At 69.4% G+C, this 21202-nt stretch carries 16 protein-coding genes; 9 read left to right on the forward strand and 7 right to left on the reverse strand.

What is annotated here, in order from left to right:
- The first annotated feature begins 221 nt into the window (after positions 1-221).
- From ACWEPG_RS24915 to ACWEPG_RS24935, 5 genes are all read left to right on the forward strand, one after another.
- Positions 222-2786 (forward strand): beta strand repeat-containing protein, encoded by a 2565-nt coding sequence (locus ACWEPG_RS24915; protein ID WP_452595572.1) that lies wholly within the window; start codon positions 222-224, stop codon positions 2784-2786.
- A gap of 156 nt (positions 2787-2942) precedes the next feature.
- Positions 2943-4106, forward strand: coding sequence for an Ig-like domain-containing protein (locus tag ACWEPG_RS24920; RefSeq protein WP_452595573.1), 1164 nt, complete (start codon positions 2943-2945; stop codon positions 4104-4106).
- A gap of 177 nt (positions 4107-4283) precedes the next feature.
- The gene (locus ACWEPG_RS24925) at positions 4284-6593 is read left to right on the forward strand and encodes a beta strand repeat-containing protein (protein ID WP_452595601.1); all 2310 of its coding nucleotides are present in this window, start codon (positions 4284-4286) and stop codon (positions 6591-6593) included.
- Between the two features lie 158 nt (positions 6594-6751).
- Entirely contained in the window at positions 6752-8101 is a 1350-nt protein-coding gene (locus ACWEPG_RS24930) for an MFS transporter (protein WP_452595574.1), read from the forward strand.
- Positions 8098-9564, forward strand: a complete 1467-nt coding sequence (locus tag ACWEPG_RS24935) for a pyridoxal phosphate-dependent decarboxylase family protein (protein WP_452595575.1) — start codon at positions 8098-8100, stop codon at positions 9562-9564. The genes ACWEPG_RS24930 and ACWEPG_RS24935 overlap by 4 nt, the downstream gene beginning before the upstream one ends.
- Before the next feature lie 185 nt (positions 9565-9749).
- Here the strand turns inward: ACWEPG_RS24935 and ACWEPG_RS24940 are convergent, their stop codons facing one another.
- From ACWEPG_RS24940 to ACWEPG_RS24950, 3 genes are all read right to left on the reverse strand, one after another.
- Positions 9750-10226 carry a Dps family protein gene (locus ACWEPG_RS24940; protein ID WP_452595576.1) on the reverse strand — a complete coding sequence of 159 codons (477 nt, stop codon included), beginning with the start codon at positions 10224-10226 and terminating at the stop codon, positions 9750-9752.
- Between the two features lie 146 nt (positions 10227-10372).
- A complete protein-coding gene (locus ACWEPG_RS24945; RefSeq protein WP_450114872.1) occupies positions 10373-10813 on the reverse strand; it encodes a Fur family transcriptional regulator in 441 nt (146 codons plus the stop codon).
- Positions 10814-10929: 116 nt separating this feature from the next.
- Complete coding sequence (locus tag ACWEPG_RS24950) at positions 10930-12393, reverse strand: catalase (RefSeq protein ID WP_452595577.1); 1464 nt, start codon at positions 12391-12393, stop codon at positions 10930-10932.
- A 277-nt stretch (positions 12394-12670) separates the two neighbouring features.
- Here ACWEPG_RS24950 and ACWEPG_RS24955 point away from each other — a divergent pair, with 277 nt between their 5' ends.
- Both ACWEPG_RS24955 and ACWEPG_RS24960 read left to right on the forward strand, forming a co-directional pair.
- Complete coding sequence (locus tag ACWEPG_RS24955; RefSeq protein WP_452595602.1) at positions 12671-13627, forward strand: hypothetical protein; 957 nt, start codon at positions 12671-12673, stop codon at positions 13625-13627.
- Between the two features lie 10 nt (positions 13628-13637).
- Positions 13638-14018, forward strand: coding sequence for a DUF309 domain-containing protein (locus tag ACWEPG_RS24960; protein ID WP_452595578.1), 381 nt, complete (start codon positions 13638-13640; stop codon positions 14016-14018).
- 91 nt (positions 14019-14109) lie between these two features.
- Here the strand turns inward: ACWEPG_RS24960 and ACWEPG_RS24965 are convergent, their stop codons facing one another.
- Together ACWEPG_RS24965 and ACWEPG_RS24970 are read right to left on the reverse strand one after the other, a co-directional pair.
- Positions 14110-15147, reverse strand: a complete 1038-nt coding sequence (locus ACWEPG_RS24965) for an aspartate-semialdehyde dehydrogenase (protein WP_450114869.1) — start codon at positions 15145-15147, stop codon at positions 14110-14112.
- A gap of 4 nt (positions 15148-15151) precedes the next feature.
- The gene (locus tag ACWEPG_RS24970) at positions 15152-16417 is read right to left on the reverse strand and encodes an aspartate kinase (RefSeq protein WP_450114868.1); all 1266 of its coding nucleotides are present in this window, start codon (positions 16415-16417) and stop codon (positions 15152-15154) included.
- Positions 16418-16562: 145 nt separating this feature from the next.
- On the opposite strand from ACWEPG_RS24970, the gene ACWEPG_RS24975 reads away from it, so the two are divergent.
- A complete protein-coding gene (locus tag ACWEPG_RS24975) occupies positions 16563-17765 on the forward strand; it encodes a low temperature requirement protein A (RefSeq protein WP_452595579.1) in 1203 nt (400 codons plus the stop codon).
- A gap of 32 nt (positions 17766-17797) precedes the next feature.
- Positions 17798-19390 carry a bifunctional 3'-5' exonuclease/DNA polymerase gene (locus ACWEPG_RS24980; RefSeq protein WP_452595580.1) on the forward strand — a complete coding sequence of 531 codons (1593 nt, stop codon included), beginning with the start codon at positions 17798-17800 and terminating at the stop codon, positions 19388-19390.
- Between the two features lie 19 nt (positions 19391-19409).
- Here ACWEPG_RS24980 and ACWEPG_RS24985 read toward each other — a convergent pair whose 3' ends face one another.
- Positions 19410-19952, reverse strand: coding sequence for an OsmC family protein (locus ACWEPG_RS24985; protein WP_452595581.1), 543 nt, complete (start codon positions 19950-19952; stop codon positions 19410-19412).
- A 248-nt stretch (positions 19953-20200) separates the two neighbouring features.
- A complete protein-coding gene (locus ACWEPG_RS24990) occupies positions 20201-21169 on the reverse strand; it encodes a helix-turn-helix domain-containing protein (RefSeq protein ID WP_452595603.1) in 969 nt (322 codons plus the stop codon).
- Positions 21170-21202 lie beyond the last annotated feature (33 nt).

The raw sequence follows: 21202 nt of genomic DNA on the forward strand, positions 1-21202 counted from the left end.
AGATGGTAATGATGGACATTTTTATTCGCGGCATCGAACTCTAAAGCGCTGGTAGAGACCCCTATTTCAGGGGAACGTCATCCAAACGGATGAACCACGCCGTCCCGTTACCGAAAATTCTCAAAACTGCAACGAGTTCTCACGCTCGCTGGCATGGTGTTGTGAATTTCATCCAGCCGAGGCCCATCGGAACACCCCACCGAGGGGCGCAAGGAGAGTCGATGTCCAAACCAACAGTGCGACAGGTCGCCGTGCCGGTCACATCCGCCGCGGTCGTCGCGGGCATGATGTTGATCGGCGCGCCGGCCAACGCCGCGACCACCAACTTCACCAGCTCCTGCCAGGCGAAGTCGATCATCACCGTCGACAAGACGGTGGCTGCCTCGATGACAGTCGACGCCCCGGCGACGGTTGCACCGGGTGAGACCTTCACCTACCGCATCCAGCCGAATGCGTCCTCGTACCCGGACAAGGACTCGGGCGCGACCACGACCAACGTCTCGCGGATCAAGTACGACTACGCGATCCCGAGCAACGCCACCTACGTCAGTGCGTCGGTCGTGCCGGGCACTGCGGTCAACCTCGACAACGTCGCCCCGAACGTGCTCCGCGTCAACGACAGCGGCGCGGTGGACGCCAACGGCGGCATCGTTCGGCTCTCCGGCAACAACGAGGTCGTCGGCAACGGCACGTCGAACTCGACCAACTCCGAGGGCGGCATCCGGGCCCCGAAGCTCAAGAAGAACCTCGACGGCACCACCAACTCCGCCGGTGACAGCTGGTTCCGGCTGCCCGCCGTGGACGTGACCATGGTCGCCGGGGCGTCGGGCGTCATCGAGCCGAAGCTGCGCACCGCCGGGTCCGCCGCGAGCTACGGCAACGACCAGAACTTCAGCACGTCGCTGGCGAAGGCGAGCCTCCTCGGTACGCAGTGGGCACCGACCCGGTGCATCCCCAGCGACAACAAGAGCGCCCTGAACGCCGGCGCCGGCCCCCTGGCCACCATCACCATCAACGATCCGGGCCCGGTGGTCGTCGACTCCACCACGACGGTGAACGTCCCGGCGACCGCGAAGACCGGCACCGCCGTCGACCTCACCGCCACCGTCGCCCCCGCGGGCGCCACCGGTACCGTCCAGTTCAAGGACGGCGCCACCAACATCGGCGCCCCGGTCGCCGTCACGGGCGGCACCGCGACCCTGAACCACACCTTCACCACGAACGGATCCCACAGCATCACCGCCGTGTACTCCGGCGATGCGACGCACAACCCGTCGACCTCGGCCGCGGGCGCCGTGGAGGTCACCACCGATCCGGTGATCGTCGACACCACCACGACGCTGAACGTCCCGGCGACCGCCAAGACCGGCACCGCCGTCGACCTCACCGCCACCGTCGCCCCCGCGGGCGCCACCGGCACCGTCCAGTTCAAGGACGGCGCCACCAACATCGGCGCCCCGGTCGCCGTCACGGGCGGCACCGCGACCCTGAACCACACCTTCACCACGACGGGTGCGCACTCGATCACCGCGGTGTACTCGGGTGACGCGACGAACCATCCGTCGACCTCCGCAGCGTCCACCGTGGACGTCTCGGTCAACGTGGTGGACACCACGACCTCGCTGAACGTCCCGGCCACCGCCAAGACCGGCACCGCCGTCGACCTCACCGCCACCGTCGCTCCGACCGAGGCCACCGGCACCGTCGAGTTCAAGGACGGCGCAACGGTTCTCGGCAGCTCGCCGGTTTCGGGCGGCACCGCGACCCTGAACCACACCTTCACCACCGACGGCACCCACAGCATCACCGCCGTCTACAGCGGTGCCGAGGGCTTCGCCACCAGCACGTCCGCGGCAGGCACCGTCGAGGTCTCCACCGACCCGGTCGTGGTCGACTCCACCACCACCCTGAACGTCCCGGCGACCGCCAAGACCGGCACCGCCGTCGACCTCACCGCCACCGTCGCTCCGACCGAGGCCACCGGCACCGTCGAGTTCAAGGACGGCGCAACGGTTCTCGGCAGCTCGCCGGTTTCGGGCGGCACCGCGACCCTGAGCCACACCTTCACCACCGACGGCACCCACAGCATCACCGCCGTCTACTCCGGTGACGCCACCCACAACGCCTCGACCTCGGCCGCGGGCACCGTGGAGGTCTCCACCGACCCGGTCGTGGTCGACTCCACCACCACGGTGAACGTCCCGGCCACCGCCAAGACCGGCACCGAGGTGAGCCTCGCCGCCACCGTGGATCCGAGCACCGCCACCGGCACCGTCGAGTTCAAGGACGGCGCAACCGTTCTCGGCAGCTCGCCCGTCGTCAACGGTGTGGCGACCCTGAACCACACCTTCACCACCGACGGCACCCACTCCATCACCGCCGTCTACTCCGGTGACGCCACCCACAACGCCTCGACCTCGGCCGCGGACACCGTGGAGGTCTCCACCGACATCGTGGTCGTCGACTCCGCCACCACGCTGAGCGTCCCGGCGACCGCCAACACCGGCACCGCCGTCGACCTCAAGGCCACCGTGAGCCCGACCGACGCCACCGGCACCGTCGAGTTCAAGGACGGCAACACGGTCATCGGCACCGCGACCGTCGTCAACGGTGTGGCGACCCTGAACCACATCTTCACCACCGACGGCACCCACAGCATCACCGCCGTCTACTCCGGTGACGCCACCCACAACCCGTCGACCTCGCCGGCTGCCACCGTCGACGTCTCCACCGACGGGGGCAACCCGAGCGGCGGCGGATCGCTGGAGAACATCTTCGGTTCCTGATCCCGGTGCGAGCCCGGACCCCACGGTCCGCTGACAAGTAACCCGACGGACGCCCCTCACACCACTGTGAGGGGCGTTCGTCGTCAGCACCGGCGACGGCCACTCCTGCGCTCATCACTCCGGTGACCACGACATCCGTTCCAAAGGAGTCCAGCCATGTTCCACCCTGTTCACCGCGCCGTCGTGATGGCGACCGGATGCTCCGCAATCGTCACGGGGACGGTCCTGCTCGGCATTCCCGCCGGCGCCACCACCACCGTCACGAACTTCATCCAGTCGTGTCAGGCCAAGTCGATCATCACGGTCGACAAGACGGTGACATCGTCGCTGACGCTCACGGCTCCGGACACCGTCGAAGCGGGAAGCACCTTCACCTACCGTATTCAACCGGGCGCGTCCTCTTTTCCGGACAAGGACTCCGGCGCGGTGACTTCCAACCTCTCTCGCATCAAGTTCGACTTTGCACTGCCGGACAACGCCACCTTCACGAGCGCCAGAGTCGTACCGGACACCGCCGTGGGCCTCGACGCCGTGACTCCGAACGTACTGCGCATCAACGACATCGGTGAGGTGGACGACAACGGACCAATTCTCCGTCTGTCGGGGAACAACGAGGTGATCGGCAACGGTGCGGACAATTCCACCACCGGCGAGGGTGGCATTCGTGTCCCGAAGACCAAGCGGAATCTCGACGGGAGCACCAACGTCAACGGTGAAACGTGGTACCAGCTCCCGGCGGTTGAGGTCACGATGGTCGCGGGCGTCGGGGGCGTCATCGAGCCGAAGGTACGCACCGGCGGAACCGCCTCCACGTACGCGAGTGACACCAACTTCCACACGTACCTCGCCAAACAAACACCCTTCAGCACCTTGTGGCTGGCGACCAGGTGCATCCCGAGCGACGACAGGAGCACTCCCAACACCGGAGCGGCGCCACTGGCCACCATCACGATCACCGATCCCGTGATCATGGACACCACCACCGCTCTGAGTGTCCCGGCTGCCGCGACCACCGGCGAAGCCGTTGACCTCCGGGCACTGGTCAGAACATCCGACGACACCGACGCGGTCGGCGGCACAGTCCAGTTCCAGGACAACGGGTCCGACATCGGCGGGCCGGTGGCCCTCGTCGACGGCGCGGCGAAGATGGTGCACGCCTTCACCACTGCGGGCAGCCACTCGATCATCGCGGCGTACAGCGGAGGGGCCGGATTCAAGGAGTCCACCTCCTCGGCCTCGACCGTGACCGTGTCCGACGCGACCACCCCCGGCAACCCCGGCGGCGGCTTCGGCTCAATGGAAGGCCTGTTCGGCTCGTAGGCCCGCCGAAAACTACTGTCATTCGTTCGATCGAATTCAGTCGAATCACTGTATGGCCCAATAGAAAATCATTGCCCTACCGTCGTCGGCACCGGTAGTTTCCGAGCCCGAAACATTACGCTCAGCGCGCATGCGGGCGGGGGCCCCGGCGCTTCCACACAGGAGGTTGCAGTGACCATGTCCCTGTCCCGTCGCCTCGCGACACCACTGATCGCGGCATCGGCCGTGGCCGGGCTGGTGTTCGGAGTGACCAGCGGCGTCGCCGCGGCCGATCCACCGCAGTCGTCGCGGTCGCTCCAAGACGCCCAGCTGCTCCTGTCCAAGGAAGTGGTCGGCAGCAACGTCGTCCTGCCCGGAGCGTCCGTCACCTACCGGACCACGATCGCTTACACCACCGCCAACGGTGTCGGGAACGCGCCGCTGAACCAGCTCTCGATCGCGTACGTGCGCGAGGTTCCGCCGGCCGGCTGGACCCGCACCGCACAGTCCCTGAGCTACGCCGGCGGTGGCGGAACCTTCTCGACGCAGGACGGCGGCGCGAAGGTCACCTGCAGCAGCGGTTGCACCTTCCTCGTCGGTGGTTACGTGATCAAGTCCGGCCAGTCGGCCGTCCTCACCACCACCTACACGGTGCCCGCCGGCACCGCCCCCGGCGTCTACGACAGCGGCGCCTTCTCAGCCCAGCCGAACACCTGGAGTGGTGGCGAGCGCGGCAGCAACAACTTCGGCGTCTTCGTTCAGGTCGCCGACCCGAACGTCGCGACGACCACCACACTGAACGCCCCGGGCACCGCGACGGTCGGCCAGTCCGTGGCACTGACGGCGAACGTCGGCCCGGCCAACTCCGTCGGCACCGTGCAGTTCAAGGACGGCGGCGTCGACATCGGAGGACCGGTCACGGTCTCGGGCGGCAACGCCACCCTGAACCACACCTTCACCACGGCCGGGAACCACGACATCACCGCGGCGTTCACCGCAGGCGCCGGCTTCTACAACTCGGCATCGGGCGTGCAGACGGTCGCGGTGTCGCTCGCCGAGTCGACCACCACTCTGAACGTCCCGGCGACCGCGCACACCGACGAGGCGATCGACCTCACGGCCAACGTCGCTCCGGTAGATGCCACCGGCACCGTGCAGTTCAAGGACGGCGCCACCGACATCGGTGCGCCCGTCCCGGTGAACGCGGGCACGGCGACGCTGAACCACACCTTCACCAACGTCGGCAACCACGACATCACCGCCGTCTACTCCGGTGACGCGACGCACGCCGGATCGACCTCCTCGGTGTCCGCGGTGGACGTCTCGGTCAAGGTCGTCGACTCCACCACCACCCTGACCGCCCCCGCGACCGCGACAATCGGTGCGGCTGTGGACCTGTCCGCGAGCGTCGCCCCGGCCGACGCCACCGGCACCGTGCAGTTCAAGGACGGCGCCACCGACATCGGGGTGCCCGTCCCGGTGAACGCGGGCACCGCGACGCTGAACCACACCTTCACCACCACCGGCAATCACGACATCACCGCCGTCTACTCCGGTGACGCCACCCACAACCCGTCGACCTCGGCCGCGGCCGCCGTCGACGTGACCGTCGTCGAGTCGGCTGTCACGTTGACTGCACCGGCCACCAGCGACACCACCACCCCTGTGGAGCTGACCGCCACCGTCAGCCCGGCCGACGCCACCGGCTCCATCGAGTTCAGGGACGGCGCCACCGTTCTCGGCAGCTCGCCCGTCACCGCGGGCGCCGCCACCCTGAGCCACACCTTCACCGCAGGCACGCACAGCATCACGGCCGTGTACTCCGGTGACAGCACGCACGCCGGGTCCACTTCGGCCGCGGCCGCTGTCGAGGTGTCGGAGGCCGTCGTCGACACCACCACCGCGCTGACCGTCCCGGCCACCGCCAAGAACGGCACCGCAGTGGACCTGACCGCGACGGTCGACCCGGCCGCCGCCACCGGCACCGTCGAGTTCAAGGACGGCGCAACCGTTCTCGGCAGCTCGCCCGTCGTCAACGGTGTGGCGACGCTGAACCACACCTTCACCACCGACGGCACCCACTCCATCACCGCCGTCTACTCCGGTGACGCCACCCACAACGCCTCGACCTCGGCCGCGGACACCGTGGACGTCTCCACCGACATCGTCATCGTCGACACCACCACCGCACTGAGCGTCCCGGCGAGCGCCGAGACCGGCACCGCCGTGGAGCTCAAGGCCACCGTGAGCCCGACCGACGCCACCGGCACCGTCGAGTTCAAGGACGGCACCGAGGTCATCGGCACCGCGCCCGTCGTCAACGGTGTGGCGACCCTGAGCCACACCTTCACCACCGACGGCACCCACAGCATCACCGCGGTCTACTCCGGGGACGCGACGCACAACACGTCGACCTCGACGGCCGGCAGCATCGAGGTCTCGACCGACCCGGGCACCGGGGGCGGCGGCAGCAGCTTCGGCTCGCTGGAGAATCTCTTCGGTTCCTGAACTCCGGTACAGAGGTGAACGTTCCGGGGCCCTGACGGATCCCGGTGCACATCGGTGGCGAATGCCCTCCGCATCCCGCGGGGGGCATTCGCGTGTCGGTTTCCGTCCGGATGCGCGCAACCCCTCCGCAACCTGGACCGATGTCCTATGTTGACCGAATGACCATCGCTCCTCCACACCTGAGCAGGTCGACCGTCGCCGGCTACTCCCTCGGCTCGGTCGGCACCGGCGGGTTCGCCACGCTTCCGGGGCTGGTGCTCGCCTACTACCTCACCGACACCCTCGCGGTTCCCGCCGCTGTCGCGAGCGTGGTGGTCTTCGCCCCCAAGGCACTCGATCTCCTGGTCAATCCGCTGGTCGGGTCGCGCAGTGACGCGGAGGCCGCTCGGACCGGCACCCGTCGCAGGTTCCTGCTGCTCGGCGCGCTCGCCTTGCCGGTGTTCTTCGCACTGACCTTCGCGGTACCGGCCGGGCTGTCCACCGCGGCGAGCAGCCTGTGGGTTGCGGTCGCGTTCATCCTCGCGGCGATCGCGTTCGCCCTGTTCCAGGTGCCGTACATCGCGCTGCCCGCCGAGTTGACCGAGGACTATCACGAACGCTCCCGGTTAATGTCGTGGCGAGTCGCGCTGCTCGGGGTCGCGATCCTGCTGTTCGGTGCGGGTGGTCCTGCCCTGCGCGAGGTCGGCGGCGGTGGGAGGCCCGGCTATCTGGCGATGGGTGTGGTCGCCGGCCTGCTGCTCGGGGCGGGGATGCTGGCCGCGTGGGCGATCGCCCCCCGCGGCCCGTCGCGCGAGAGTCCCGATTCCGTTTCCGCGCACAGGTTCTCCGATGCCCTTGCCGCGGTACGGTCGAGCGCACCGTTCCGGGTACTGCTGCTGACCTTCGCGTTGCAGGCGCTGGCGACCGGCACCATGCTCGGCGGCGCCCAGTACGTCGCGACCTATCTGCTCGACTCCGAGGGCGCGGTGTCGATCCTGTTCGCGGCGCTGGTCGCTCCCGCGGTCGCGGTGATGCCGCTGTGGATCCGGCTGGTCCACGCCTGGGGCAAGCAGCGCGCCTTCCTGCTGGCGTCGACACTGTTCCTCGCCGCCACGATCGCCCTGCTCGGCCTGCTGGCCGGCGCCGGCCCGTGGATCTACCCGGTGGTCGCGGTCGCCGGGATCGGTTATGCCGGAATGCAGATGCTGCCGATGTCGATGCTGCCGGACGTGATCACCGACCACGAGCAGCGGGCAGGCGGCACCGTCCGGGCGGGCGCGTTCAGCGGGGTGTGGACGGCCGCCGAGACGGTCGCGATGGCGTTGGGTCCGGCGCTCGTGCTGGTGATCCTTGCCGCCACCGGGTTCGTCTCGTCGAGTGGCGACGACGTCGTCGCCCAGTCCGAGACCGCGCTGACCGGTATCGCGTTGGCGTTCACCGCCGCCCCGGCCGTCCTGGTCGCGGTGAGCATGCTCGTTCTCCGCCTGTACCGGCTGGCGGCAGAGGACAGGAACAGGAGTCACCAGTGAACTTCGAACAGTCGCCGCAGGAGATCCTCGCCCGGCTCGACGAACTCCGGACCGCCGATGCCCCCACGTCGGGCGGGCGGCTACTGTCGTACGTGTACGACCCGGGCGTCACCGAACTCGACGACCTCGCCGGGGCGGCGGCGCGAAAGGCCCAGCCGCTCAACGGCCTCGACCCGACCACGTTTCCGTCCGTCGCCGCCCTCGAACGGGATCTCGTCGGGCTGGCCCGCTCCGTGCTCGCCGACGGCGTGGACGGCGTCGTCGGCTCCGTCACGAGCGGCGGCACCGAGAGCTGCATGCTGGCCGTCAAATCCGCCCGCGACAGCTGGCGCGCGGCGACCGGCCGGGACGATCGGCCCACCCTGGTGATCGGATCGACGGCACATGCCGCGTTCATCAAGGCCGCGCACTACCTGGACCTGCGACTGCGGGTGCTGCCGGTCGACCCGGACACCTGCCGGCTGCGGCCCGCCGATGTCGCTACGGCGCTGGACGAGTCGGTGGCGCTGGTGGTCGCGTCGACACCGTCGTACCCGCACGGCGCGCTCGACCCGGTCGCGGAGATCGCGGAAGTGTGTGCCGCGCAGGGTGTCCCGGTGCACGTGGACGGCTGCATCGGCGCCTGGGTGCTGCCGTGGTGGCCGGGCGCGGACGACCGTCCGGCGTGCGACCTGCGGGTGCCCGGTGTCGCCAGCCTGTCGGTGGACCTGCACAAGTACGGCTACGCCCCGAAGGGCGTGTCGGTGCTGCTGTACCGCGACCGGGACCGGCACCGCAGGCAGTGGTTCGCGACCAGTGCCTGGCCGGGCTACGCGGTGGTGAATCCGACGATGCTCGGTTCGAGGACGGTGATGCCGATCGCGGCCGGCTGGGCGGTGTCGCGGGCGTTGGGCCGCAGCGGTTTCGCCGAGCTGACCGGGCGTATCGCCCGGTCGGCGGAGCAGCTGCGGAAGGTTGTCGACGGACTCGACGGCCTGCGGGTGGTCGGCGACCCGGTCGGCCCGCTGCTCGCCGTCGCGACCGACCCCGAGGTGCCGGAATCACGGCGGGTGGACCCGCACCGCTGGGCGGACGCCGCGAAGGAGCTGGGCTGGGTCCTGCAACCGCAACCGGGCCGCACCCAGGCCGACGGCACCGTCCTGCCCCGCACCACACACCTGACGCTGACTCCGGTCACCGAGTCGGTGGTCGGTGAGCTCGCCGATGCGCTCACCGTCGCCGCGGATCGCGTCCGCGGGGTGCCGGGCGCGCAGGCCCCCGCCGACTTCGTGGCGGCCGCCGGTCAGATCCGGATCGAGGACCTGACGAGCGAGAACTGCGCCGCCGTGCTGGCGATGGTCGGCCTCGACCCGTCGGGCGGCCTGGACGGCCCGATGGCCGAGCTCCTGGCCCTGATCGAGGCCCTGCCCGAGCCGGTCGCCGAACGACTCCTGATCGAGTTCCTGGCCCGCTTCATGGAATAGGCCGGGGCCGGTTCAGGGCGCGGCGGCCCGGTCGGTCAGGGCGATCACGTCGGTCCGCATGGCCTTCGGATCGGCGCCATGGACGGCGGGCATGAACTGTGTGCGAGAACGGGCGGCCGTCGGCCGACAACGGCAGGGGCGCCACACCGGCCGGTGTGGCGCCCCTGTCGTGACGAACACTGGGGTCAGGCTGCCATCGCCTGCCACATCCAGTGCAACTGTTCGAGTTTCGCGGTGATGCCGATCAGCAGGTCCTGAGTGACGGGGTCGGCCTTCTCCGTCGTCTCGATGCGCTCGCGCAGTCGCTCGATCACCGCGGCGAGGTTCGCCACGATGGCGTCGACGACATCGCTGTCGCTGGTCCAGCCGGCACCGAAACCGGTGGTGCCGGCATCAGCGGCCACCGTCGCGGCACGGCCGTCCGGGCTGACACCGATCGCGGTGGCACGCTCGGCGGCGGCATCGGTGAAATCGCGAGCCGCGGTGACCAGTTCGTCCAGCGACGGATGCACGGACAGGAAGTTGCGGCCGACGACGTTCCAGTGTGCCTGCTTGGCGACGAGGCTGAGGTCGATCAGGTCGACCACCGTGCCCTGCAGGGCCTCCCCGGCGATCCGCTGCTGGCCCGCGTCGAGTGTGCTGGCAATAGGACCGTTGGTCATTGTCGTCTCCTCTACTGTCGGTCCGGTTTACACTGCGAACCCCTCAGCGGGGTTCATTCTTCTTACAGTTCAACGCCTTTCCCGGCGAATTGGTTCCCGGTGTGGCCGAGACCACGGCCCGTGAAACGAATCGGCGGCGCGGACGGTCAGCGGTCCTGCGACTGTCGGCAGTCCGGGCAGAGTCCCCAGAACACGACCTCGGCCTCGTCGATGACGAAGCCGTGGTCGTCGGAGGGCTGGAGGCAGGGCGCGTGGCCGACGACGCAGTCGACGTCGACAACGGCGCCGCACTCGCGGCACACCAGGTGGTGGTGGTTGTCCCCGGTCCGGGTCTCGAACAGCGCAGGTGAGCCTGCGGGCTCGATGCGCCGTAGCAGTCCGGCGTTCACACATGCCTTGAGCACGTCGTAGACGGCCTGGGTGGACACCGAACCGAGTTCCGCGCGGACCTCGGCGGCAACCCCGTCGGCATCGGTGTGCGGTTTCGCGGTGACCGCGTTGAGCACCGCGACTCGAGGCGCGGTCACCCGCAGACCCGCGGCACGCAGGAGCCCACGGGGGTCCGCGTCGGAGCCGGCGTCTCGCATGGCCCCAGTATCCGCCCGATTTCTGGAATAAGTCAAGAAAACCACCTCCTCGCGGGACGAGGAGGGCACCAACCGGACGGACCGGCAGACGACCCCTCGCCCCGCGCGACGCGGCGTCAGGCGTCGAGCGCAGCGAGCGCCTTGGCGACGCCCTCCCCGTACGCGGGATCGCACTTGGTGCAGTTGTCGATGTGCCGCTTGATGATCTGCGGGTCGACACCGTGGATGTTGCGTGCGGTGTTGTCGAACAGCGCCTGCTTCCGGTCTGCATCCATCAGGTTGAACAGCGCCCGCGGCTGCGAGTAGTAGTCGTCGTCGTCGTCGCGGTAGTCGAAGTGGTCGGCGACGGCGCCGACCGCCTGTGCCGGATCACGGTACTGCGGCTGCTCCTGCCACTTGCCGTAGGAGTTCGGCTCGTAGTGCAGCGAGCTGCCCATGTTGCCGTCCACCCGCATCGCGCCGTCCCGGTGGAAGTTCGCCACCGGACAGCGAGGAGCGTTGACCGGGATCTGGAAGTTGTTGACGCCCAGTCGGTACCGCTGCGCGTCGCCGTAGGAGAACAGTCGTCCCTGCAGCATTCGGTCCGGCGAGAAGCTGATGCCGGGCACGACGTGCGCGGGGTTGAACGCGGCCTGCTCGACCTCGGCGAAGTAGTTGTCGGGGTTGCGGTTGAGCTCCCACTCGCCGACCTCGATCAGCGGGTAGTCGCCCTTCGGCCACACCTTGGTCAGGTCGAAGGGGTGGTACGGCACCTTCTGCGCGTCGGCCTCCGGCATGATCTGCACCATCAGCTTCCACTTCGGGAACTCGCCGCGCTCGATCGCCTCGTACAGGTCGCGCTGGTGACTCTCCCGGTCCTGACCGACCAGCTCGGCGGCCTCGGCATCGGTGAGATTCTTGATCTCCTGCTGGCAGCGGTGGTGGAACTTCACCCAGAATCGCTCACCGGCCGCGTTGATGAAACTGAAGGTGTGCGAACCGAATCCGTGCATGTTGCGGTAGGACGCAGGCAGCCCGCGGTCGCTCATCACGATCGTCACCTGGTGCAGCGCCTCGGGCAGGCTGGACCAGAAGTCCCAGTTGTTGTTCGCGCTGCGCATGTTGGTGCGCGGGTCGCGCTTGACCGCATGATTCAGGTCGGGGAACTTGAGCGGGTCGCGGAAGAAGAACACCGGGGTGTTGTTGCCGACGAGGTCCCAGTTGCCCTCCTCGGTGTAGAACTTCACCGCGAATCCCCGGATGTCGCGCTCGGCGTCGGCGGCGCCGCGCTCGCCGGCGACGGTGGAGAACCGCACGAACAGGTCGGTCTTCTTGCCGACCTCGGAGAAGATCTTCGCCGACGTGTACTTCGTGATGTCGTTCGTGACGGTGAAGGTGCCGTACGCGCCGGATCCCTTGGCGTGCATCCGCCGTTCGGGGATGACCTCGCGGTCGAAGTGGGCGAGCTTCTCGAGGAACCAGACGTCCTGCAGCAGCTGCGGACCGCGCGGGCCGGCGGTCTGGACGTTCTGGTTGTCCGGCACCGGTGCGCCGACCGCGGTGGTCAGGGTGGTGTCGGTGGTCTTCGGGTCATTGCTCATGGGTGATCCCTTCGCTTTCTCCGCGCCGAGGGCGCGGTGCTCGTTCGGACCTCGGTTGAACCCGGGCGGCGGCCGGCCGTGGGGCTGTTCACGGCGGGGGCTGAACTCGGCCACCGGAACCACCACAACACCTTTTCTGGAACTAGTCAAGATTAGCGGGGCGTGTCGCCGTTCCCCCCGCCGAACCGCCCCGAGGAGCGGTGGTCCCCGGACGACACGGCGACGCGCCCCACGAAACCGCACTCGGCCAGGCGAAATAGAGTTCACTTGAAGCGTGATGTCCACCAAGCTGTCGGTCGCGCTGGCCAGGGAAGCACTCGAGGTACGGAGACAGACCGCACACGGCTGGCTGCGCGGCACGATCGCGGGCCGGACCGTCGCCCGGATCCTCCGAGGTCTGGCCGACATCGAGCTCGCCGACCGTTCGATGACCCTCGCCGCCCAGGAGTTCACCTCGGTGCTGCCGCTGATCATCGCGGTCGGCACGATCGGGAACCTCGGTGGCGTCTCGGAGGCGTTCTCCGACCAGCTCGGCATCGATCCCGGCGCACTGACCACCATCACCACGACGACCGCGGACACGATCGAGGCGAGCCCGCCGACCTTCGCCGCGTTCGGGGTCGTCGGCATCCTGATGGTGCTGCTCGGCGGCACCTCGTTCGCACGTGCCCTCGGCCGGGTCTACGGGCGGATATGGAAGGTGCCGACGCTGACGCTGCGCGGATGGTGGCGGTGGCTGGCGGTCCTGATCGCGGTGGCGACCTCGGTCGGCCTGCTCGGCTGGGTCCGCAAGCTGACGTCGCTGGACTGGGTGGGACCGCCCCTGGCGATGTGCGGCGAGGCCGTGATTTGGTTCGCCCTCTGGGCGGCGGTCCCCTACCTGCTCACCGAGGGCAGGCTCACCGGCCGCGTGCTGTGGGCGACCGCGGCGGTCACCTCGGCCGGGCTGACCACCGTGGGGCTGGCCGGTGTCCTCTACCTTCCGCTTGCCACGTCGTCGGCGTCGGACAAGTTCGGCGAGCTCGGGCTCATCTTCACCGCCATCACCTGGATGTTCATCCAGTCCGGTGTCGTGGTCGCGGCCGCGGTGATCGTCAAGGCGCTGGCCGTCGACGAAGGCGTCGTCGGCAGGCTGCTGCGCGGTCCCGTCCCCGAGGTCGTCGCTCCCGTCCCCGAGGTCGTGACGCCCGTCACCGGAACCGGGACCCTTCCCGAGGCCGACCGCGCGGGCTAGCGTTTGGGTCATGACCGACGTTCGTCCGCGGTTCGCTCCCGGTGCCGCGGTCACCGAGGCGCAGAGACTGCTCGATCACGGCGCACCCGAGGAGGCCGCGGTCCTGCTGGCGGGAATGACCGCGTCGGTCCCCGAGGACGAACTCGAGCTGTGGCAGGGCCTGACGCTTCTCGTCGAGGGGCTCACCCAGGTGACCCGGCACGACCCGGCCGCCGCCTCGTCCCTGCGTCGCGGCGCGGACCTGCTCGGCGCCCACGAATCCGCCGCGCCACACGCCCTGGACGTCACCGGCCTGGTCGGGTGGGCGGAGCACCTGCGCGCCGAACTCGGCGAGCGGTCCGCCCCCACCTATCCGGCACAGCCCCCGATCCCCCGGCTCCGCCTCCCCTGACCCCCAAGACACGAGTTCCCCAATGTCACATTGGCTCACCTGAAGTGAGCCAATGTGACATTGGGGAACGTCGGCAGCGGGTGACCGGCGGTCAGCCGACGAGCAGCTCCGCGATCTGGATGGTGTTGAGCGCGGCGCCCTTGCGCAGGTTGTCGCCGCACACGAACAGCGCAAGGCCGCGGCCGCCGGGGACACCCGGGTCCTGGCGGATGCGACCGACGAGCGAGGGGTCGTTGCCTGCGGCGGCCAGCGGGGTCGGGACCTCGACCAGCTCGACGCCGGGGGCGTCGGCGAGCAGTTCCTTCGCACGCTCGACCGAGAGCGGATTGCCGAACTCGGCGTTGATGGACAACGAGTGCCCGGTGAACACCGGCACGCGCACGCAGGTGCCGCTGACCAGCAGGTCCGGGATGCCCAGGATCTTGCGGGACTCGTTGCGCAGCTTCTGATCCTCGTCGGTCTCGCCGCTGCCGTCCTCGACCAGCGCGCCGGCCAGCGGGATGACGTCGAACGCGATCGGCGCGACGTACTTGTTCGGCGCCGGGAACTCCACCGCAGCGCCGTCGTGGACGAGCTGCTCGGCGTCGTCGACGACCGCGCGCACCTGGGAGGCGAGCTCCTCGACACCGGCGAGGCCGCTACCGGAGACCGCCTGGTAGCTGGAGACGATCAGCCGCTGCAGACCGGCCTCGTCGTGCAGCACCTTGAGCACCGGCATCGCGGCCATCGTGGTGCAGTTCGGGTTGGCGATGATGCCCTTCGGCGGGTTCTTCGCCTCCTCCGGGTTCACCTCGCTGACCACGAGGGGAACCTCGGGGTCCTTGCGCCATGCGGACGAGTTGTCGATGACGGTGGCGCCTGCGGCGGCGAACCGCGGGGCCTGCGCACGCGAGAGGGTGGCACCGGCCGAGAACAGCGCGATGTCGATGCCCTTGAGGTCCTCGTCCGACACGGCGGCGGCGTCCTCGACGACGATGTCCTCGCCACGGAACGGCAGGGTGGTTCCGGCCGAACGGGCGGATGCGAAGAACCGCACCTTGTCGGCGGGGAAGTTGCGCTCCTCGAGCAGGGTGCGCATGACGGCGCCGACCTGTCCGGTGGCGCCGACGACTGCGATGGTCAGACCCATGGGGTTACCGTCCCGTTCCCGCGTGGACGACGGCCTCTTCGTCGCCGCCCAGATCGAATGCCTTGTGGATCGCGCGCACCGCGTTGTCGAGATCGGCGTCGTCGACGAGCACCGAGATCCGGATCTCCGAGGTGGAGATCAGGTCGATGTTGATGCCGGCCTCGGCCAGTGCCTCGCAGAAGGTGGCGGTGACGCCCGGGTGGCTCTTCATGCCCGCGCCGACGAGGGACACCTTGCCGATGCTCTCGTTGGAGAGGACCTCGGAGAACCCGATCTCGCCCTGGAGAGCGGTCAGCTTCTCCACCGCGGCGGGCAGATCGGTCTGCGGCAGCGTGAAGGTGATGTCGGTCTTGCCCGTCTCCACCTTCGAGATGTTCTGCAGGACCATGTCGATGTTGATCTCGGCATCGGCGACGGCGCGGAAGACCTTGGCCGCGTATCCGGGCACGTCGGGCAGGCCGACGACGGTGACCTTGGCCTCGGAGCGGTCGTGCGCGACGCCGGTGAGGATGGCTTCTTCCACGGGAATGTCCTCCATCGATCCGGACACCATGGTGCCGGGCTTGGTGGTGTACGAGGAACGGACGTGCACGGGCACGTTGTAGCGGCGGGCGTACTCGACGCAGCGCAGCATCAGGACCTTCGCCCCGCACGCCGCCATCTCGAGCATCTCCTCGAAGGAGACGGTGTCGAGGCGCTGGGCGTCGGACACGATCCGCGGGTCGGCGGTGTAGATGCCGTCGACGTCGGTGTAGATCTCGCAGACGTCGGCCTTCAGGGCCGCGGCCAGCGCGACAGCGGTGGTGTCGGACCCGCCGCGACCGAGGGTGGTGACGTCCTTGCTGTCCTGGCTCACGCCCTGGAAACCGGCGACCAGCACGATCGAGCCGCGGTCGAGGGCATCCCGGACCCGGCCGGGGGTGACGTCGATGATCTTGGCGTTCCCGTGCGCGCCGGTGGTGATGACGCCGGCCTGCGAGCCGGTGAACGACCGTGCTTCCTCGCCGAGGCCGTGGATGGCCATCGCGACGAGGGAGTTGGAAATCCGCTCACCGGAGGTCAGCAGCATGTCCATTTCACGGGCCGGTGGCGTGTCACACACTTGCTGCGCGAGGTCCAGCAGCTCGTCGGTGGTGTCACCCATCGCCGAGACCACGACGACGACGTCGTTGCCCGCGCGTTTGGTCTCCACGATCCGTTCGGCGACACGTCGGATGCGCTCGGCGGATGCCACCGAGGATCCGCCGTACTTCTGCACGACGAGCGCCACGCCAATCAACCTCCGGGGTCTGGGGTCTGTCTGGTTACAAGTCCGATCGTCAAGCTTACCGACGGCGACCGCGCCACTCTCATCCAGCCGGGCTGTCCGGGCCCGCGAGGCTGCGGTGGCCGTTCACCGCTGCCACCATGAGCGAATGAGCATTCCCCGACGGCTGCGCGTGCAGCAGGTCCAGGAGCGGGCCTCGGTCTCCCCGCTCGAGTTGTTCTTCGACCTCGTCTTCGTGTTCGCGCTGACCCGGGTCACCGACCTGATGGCCGACGACCCGACCGGCACCAACCTGCTGCGCGGGATGCTGGTCATCGCGGTCATGTGGTGGTGCTGGGTGGGGTACTCCTGGTTGTGGAATCTGGTCCGCGCAGACGAGGGCGTGGCCCGGGTGGTGCTGTTCGCCGCGATGGGCGCGATGTTCATCGTGGCCCTCACCATCCCCGAGGCGTTCCACGATCTGCCCGGCGGGCTCAGCGGTCCGGTGGTGTTCGCGCTCGGGTACTTCGTGGTGCGGCTCCTGCACCTGCTGATGTTCTTCGTCATCAGCAGGGACGACCCCCAGCTGCGCAGGCAGGTCCTGCGTTTCGTGCCCAGCATGGCGATCGGGACCGCCTGTCTGCTGATCGCGTCCCAGCTGACCGGTCCCGCCCAGACGGCGATGTGGTTCCTCGCCCTCGCCGGCGACTACCTCGGCACGCTGGTCGGCGGGGCGGGGTGGCGGCTGCGGTCGGTGAGCCACTTCGCCGAACGCCACGGGCTGATCGTCATCATCGCGCTGGGCGAATCGATCACCTCGATCGGCATCGGGGTGGCGGCGCTGCCGATCTCGTGGGCGATCATCGTCGCGACGCTGCTCGGTCTCGCGGTGGCGGCCCTGATGTGGTGGACGTATTTCGACGTCACGTCGCTCGCGGTCGAGCACGCCTTCGAGTCCGCGGCGGGCACCCGGCTGATCAAGATCGCCCAGCACTGTTACACCTACGCGCACATGCCGATGGTGGCCGGGATCGTGCTGATGTCGCTCGGGCTGAAGAAGGTGCTCTCGTACGTCGCGGACGGCAACCACCACCGCCTCACCGACCCGCTGTACGGCTGGCCGCTGGTGGCGCTGCTCGGCGGCGCCGCCCTGTACCTGCTGGCGCTGGTCTACTTCAAGGCGTACCCGACCGGCTCCATCACCTACCCCCGGGTGGTGACGGCCGCCGTGCTGGTCGCGCTGATCCCGGTGCTCTGGCACACCCCGGCGCTCGTGACGCTGTCGGTGCTCACCGCGGCACTGGCGACGATGATCGGATTCGAGATGTGGCGCTACGCCGAGCCACGCGACGAGGTCCGGCACCGGCACTGAACCGTGTCGGTCCCGTCCGACACACTGGGCGGGTGAGAGTGGTGCTGGCGCCGGGCCCGGAGCGAGTGGTCACGGTCCGCACCGACGAGGGCGGCGCCGTGATCGGCTCCCCCACGTCATTCCCGGACGCGGCCGCCGCGGTGCGGGCACTCGAACCCGAATGCCCGCGGTGGGTCTGGCCCGACACCGGCGCGGTGTACCCGGCGGTGCTGCGGGCCGGGCTGCGGGTGGAACGCTGCCACGACATCGCCCTCACCGACGCGCTGCTTCGCACCCGGGCCGGCCATCCACCTGCGGCCACGGCGCCGCCGGCGGACGAGCGTCCGGGACTGTTCGACACCACCCCCGCGGCGGATCCGGCCGCGCTCGTCGCCGAGCACGCCGAACAGGTGCGGGAGATCGGACCGGATCCCCGCCTGCGTCTGCTCGTCGCCGCCGAGTCGGCAGGCGCCCTCGCCGCGGCGGAGATGGGGCACACCGGGATGCCCTTCTCGGCGGCCGCACACCACCGCATGCTCGAATCCACCCTCGGCCCCCGGGTGTCGGCGGACGTTCTGCCGCAACGACTTCGGGATCTGGCCGGTGAGGTGAGCGCCGCCTTCGGCCGACCGGTGAATCCCGCATCGCAGCCGGAGGTGGTGGCCGCGTTCGCCCGGGACGGGATCGAACTGACCTCGACGCGGGCGTGGCTGCTGCGCGACGTGGACCATCCCGCCGTCGATCCCCTGCTCCGCTACCGCGATCTCGCCAAGCTGCATTCCGCGAACGGGTGGACCTGGCTCGACACCTGGGTGCGCGGCGACCGGTTCCGGCCCGTCTACGTGCCCGGCGGCGTGGTGTCCGGCCGCTGGGCCAGCCGCGGCGGTGGCGCACTCCAGATCCCGAAACCGGTGCGCGCCGGCGTGATCGCCGATCCCGGCCACACCTTCGTCATCGCGGACGCCGGCCAGCTCGAACCCCGCATCCTGGCCGCGATGTCGCGCGATCCGCTGATGGTCGCGGCTGCCGGCGCCGACGACCTGTACGCCCCGGTCGCCGCCGAGGTGTTCGGCGGCGACCGTGCAAAGGCGAAGGTGGCGATCCTCGGCGTGCTCTACGGCGCCACCGCCGGCGAGGCGCGGTACCTGCTCACGTTGCTGCGCAAACGTTTTCCCGTCGCCGTACGGTACGTCGAGGACGCCGCGCGGGCCGGCGAACGGGGCGAGGTCGTACGCTCCTGGCTGGGGCGGGCCTGCCCGCCACCGGACGACCGCTGGTGGTCGCACGGGGACGCGCACGCGCGCGGGCGGTTCACCCGCAACTTCGTCGTCCAGGCCACCGCCGCCGAGTGGGCACTGTGCCTGCTCGCCGAACTGCGCCGCCGCCTCGCCGACAATGACACCGGCCGCCTCGCCGACGGTGGCGGCGAACTCGTGTTTTTCCAGCACGACGAGGTGGTCGTGCACTGCCGCGACCCACACGCGGCCACCCGGCACGTCCTCGACGCGACCGCGGCCGCGACCCGACTGCTGTTCGGCGACACCGAGGTTCGCTTCCCGATGGATCTCGCCGTCCGCGACTGCTACGCGGACCCGGACGCCTCCGGACACGAGTCGGACGCCCCACCCGCCGAACACCGAAAGTGATGTTCGGCTGGGTGATTCACTACTCGGCGCCCTCCGGGGCCGACTCGCGGGACGTCTCGAGGACGGTGGAGACGGGCGTCTCGTTCCGCGTGAGATCGAGGACCGGGCAGTGCGCGTCCACCGCTTCCTGCAGCTCCCGGTAGCGTTCGTCGGTCTCCGGCCCGGTCACCGTGACGACGACGCGGATCTCACCGAATCCGGCGCGGACCGCGTCGTCGAAGCCGAAGAAGCCGCGCACGTCGAGGTCACCCTCGGCCCGTGCGGAGATGTCGTCGACCCGGATGCCGAGCTTCTCCGCCCAGAACCGGTAGGTGACGATCTGGCACGACAACAGCGACGCCAGGTGGTATTCGACCGGATTCGGCGCCGCGCCGGCGCCGCCGAGGGCCGGGGGCTCGTCGACCTCGATCGAGTACTTGCCGAGACCGATGGTGCTGGCCACGGCGTCGTGGGCCTGCGCCGACGCACGGAAGACCGCGTGGGCCTTGCCGGTGTCGCGGGCGACCGCATCCGCGGTGGCGGTGATGATCGAAGACAGGTGTGAGACAGATGTAGCGGTCATGTGCCGGAAGCTCTTTCGTTTCGAGGCGTACGGGCATTGTCGAGATCCCGGCGGGGAAACCCTCGCCGGGGCAGGCCGATCAGGACTGCGGACACCCGGACGTGCACACGAGCGCGAAATCGACATGACGACGCCGCGTGAGCGGCGAGTCGATCCCGGCGAAAGAGGTCACGTCGCAGACTTTAGCCCGACGACTCACCCGCCGCGACCCGGCCCCCGGAGCCGGGCGAGGCCGACCCGGGACGAAGTCACCTCGCGGCGGCCCCGCGCCGGATCGCCCGGGGCGTCGAGCCCGTGATGTCGCGGACTGCGCGACCGAACTGGGTCGGCCCGACGAATCCACTGCGGACGGCGACCTGGCCGATGGTCAGGTGCGCGTGCGCGGGGTCGGTCAGCAGATGCAGCCCCCGGCCGACGCGGCGCAGGCGGATCAGCTCGTACACCGAGTGCTGCTCCGACTCGAACAACCGGTGCAGGTAGCGGGGACTCACGTTCATCTCCGCCGCCACCTTCGCGATGGTCAGGGTCGGGTCCGCGTAGTTGTTCTCGACGAACTCCACTGCGCGAGCACGATTTCGGGAGACCGCCGACTCGGCGTCGGGGCAGCGCCCCTGTGCCCGTCGGATCACCGCCAGGCACAGGTCCACCACGGCGTGCTCGACGAGCGCCACGTCCGCGGAATCGTCTGTGCACAGGTCGATCTCGCTGAACTGCTCGAGCACCGCGCCGAGCAGCACGGTGAGCGGCTCCGCCGGCATCACCACCCCGGCGAGCGAGCGCACGTCGACGGACCGCGCCGCCAGTGTCGCGTGGGGAAGGTAGGCGGACACGTAGTCACCGCGCCCGGAGAACATGACCTCGAACGGTGCGGCGAAGTCGACGAAAGCCGCCTCCCCCGTGCGCAGCCGGCAGCGGGTCCGCCGCTGCTCGACCGTCGCTCCGCCGGAGCGGGCGACCAACACGGACAGGTAGTCACCGTGCGCGTCGCCCAGCCGGCCCTGCGACCGGACCACCGAAACCGCGGAGGTCCGTAGCCGATTCACCCGCACCGATCCGACATCCACGGCGCGCATCGTCGCCCGGAACCGGTGGGGACGCTCCGCAGCGACGTCCACACCCACCGACAGCGAGTCGATTCCGTCCGGTCCGCTCAACCGCACCCCACCGCGCCACCGCTGCGTCAACGACACCGATGGCGGCAACGACCTGCCGTGCATGCTCACCCCAGCCACCCGACGCCTCGAACAACC

This window comes from Rhodococcus sp. NPDC004095 (genome assembly GCF_053604015.1).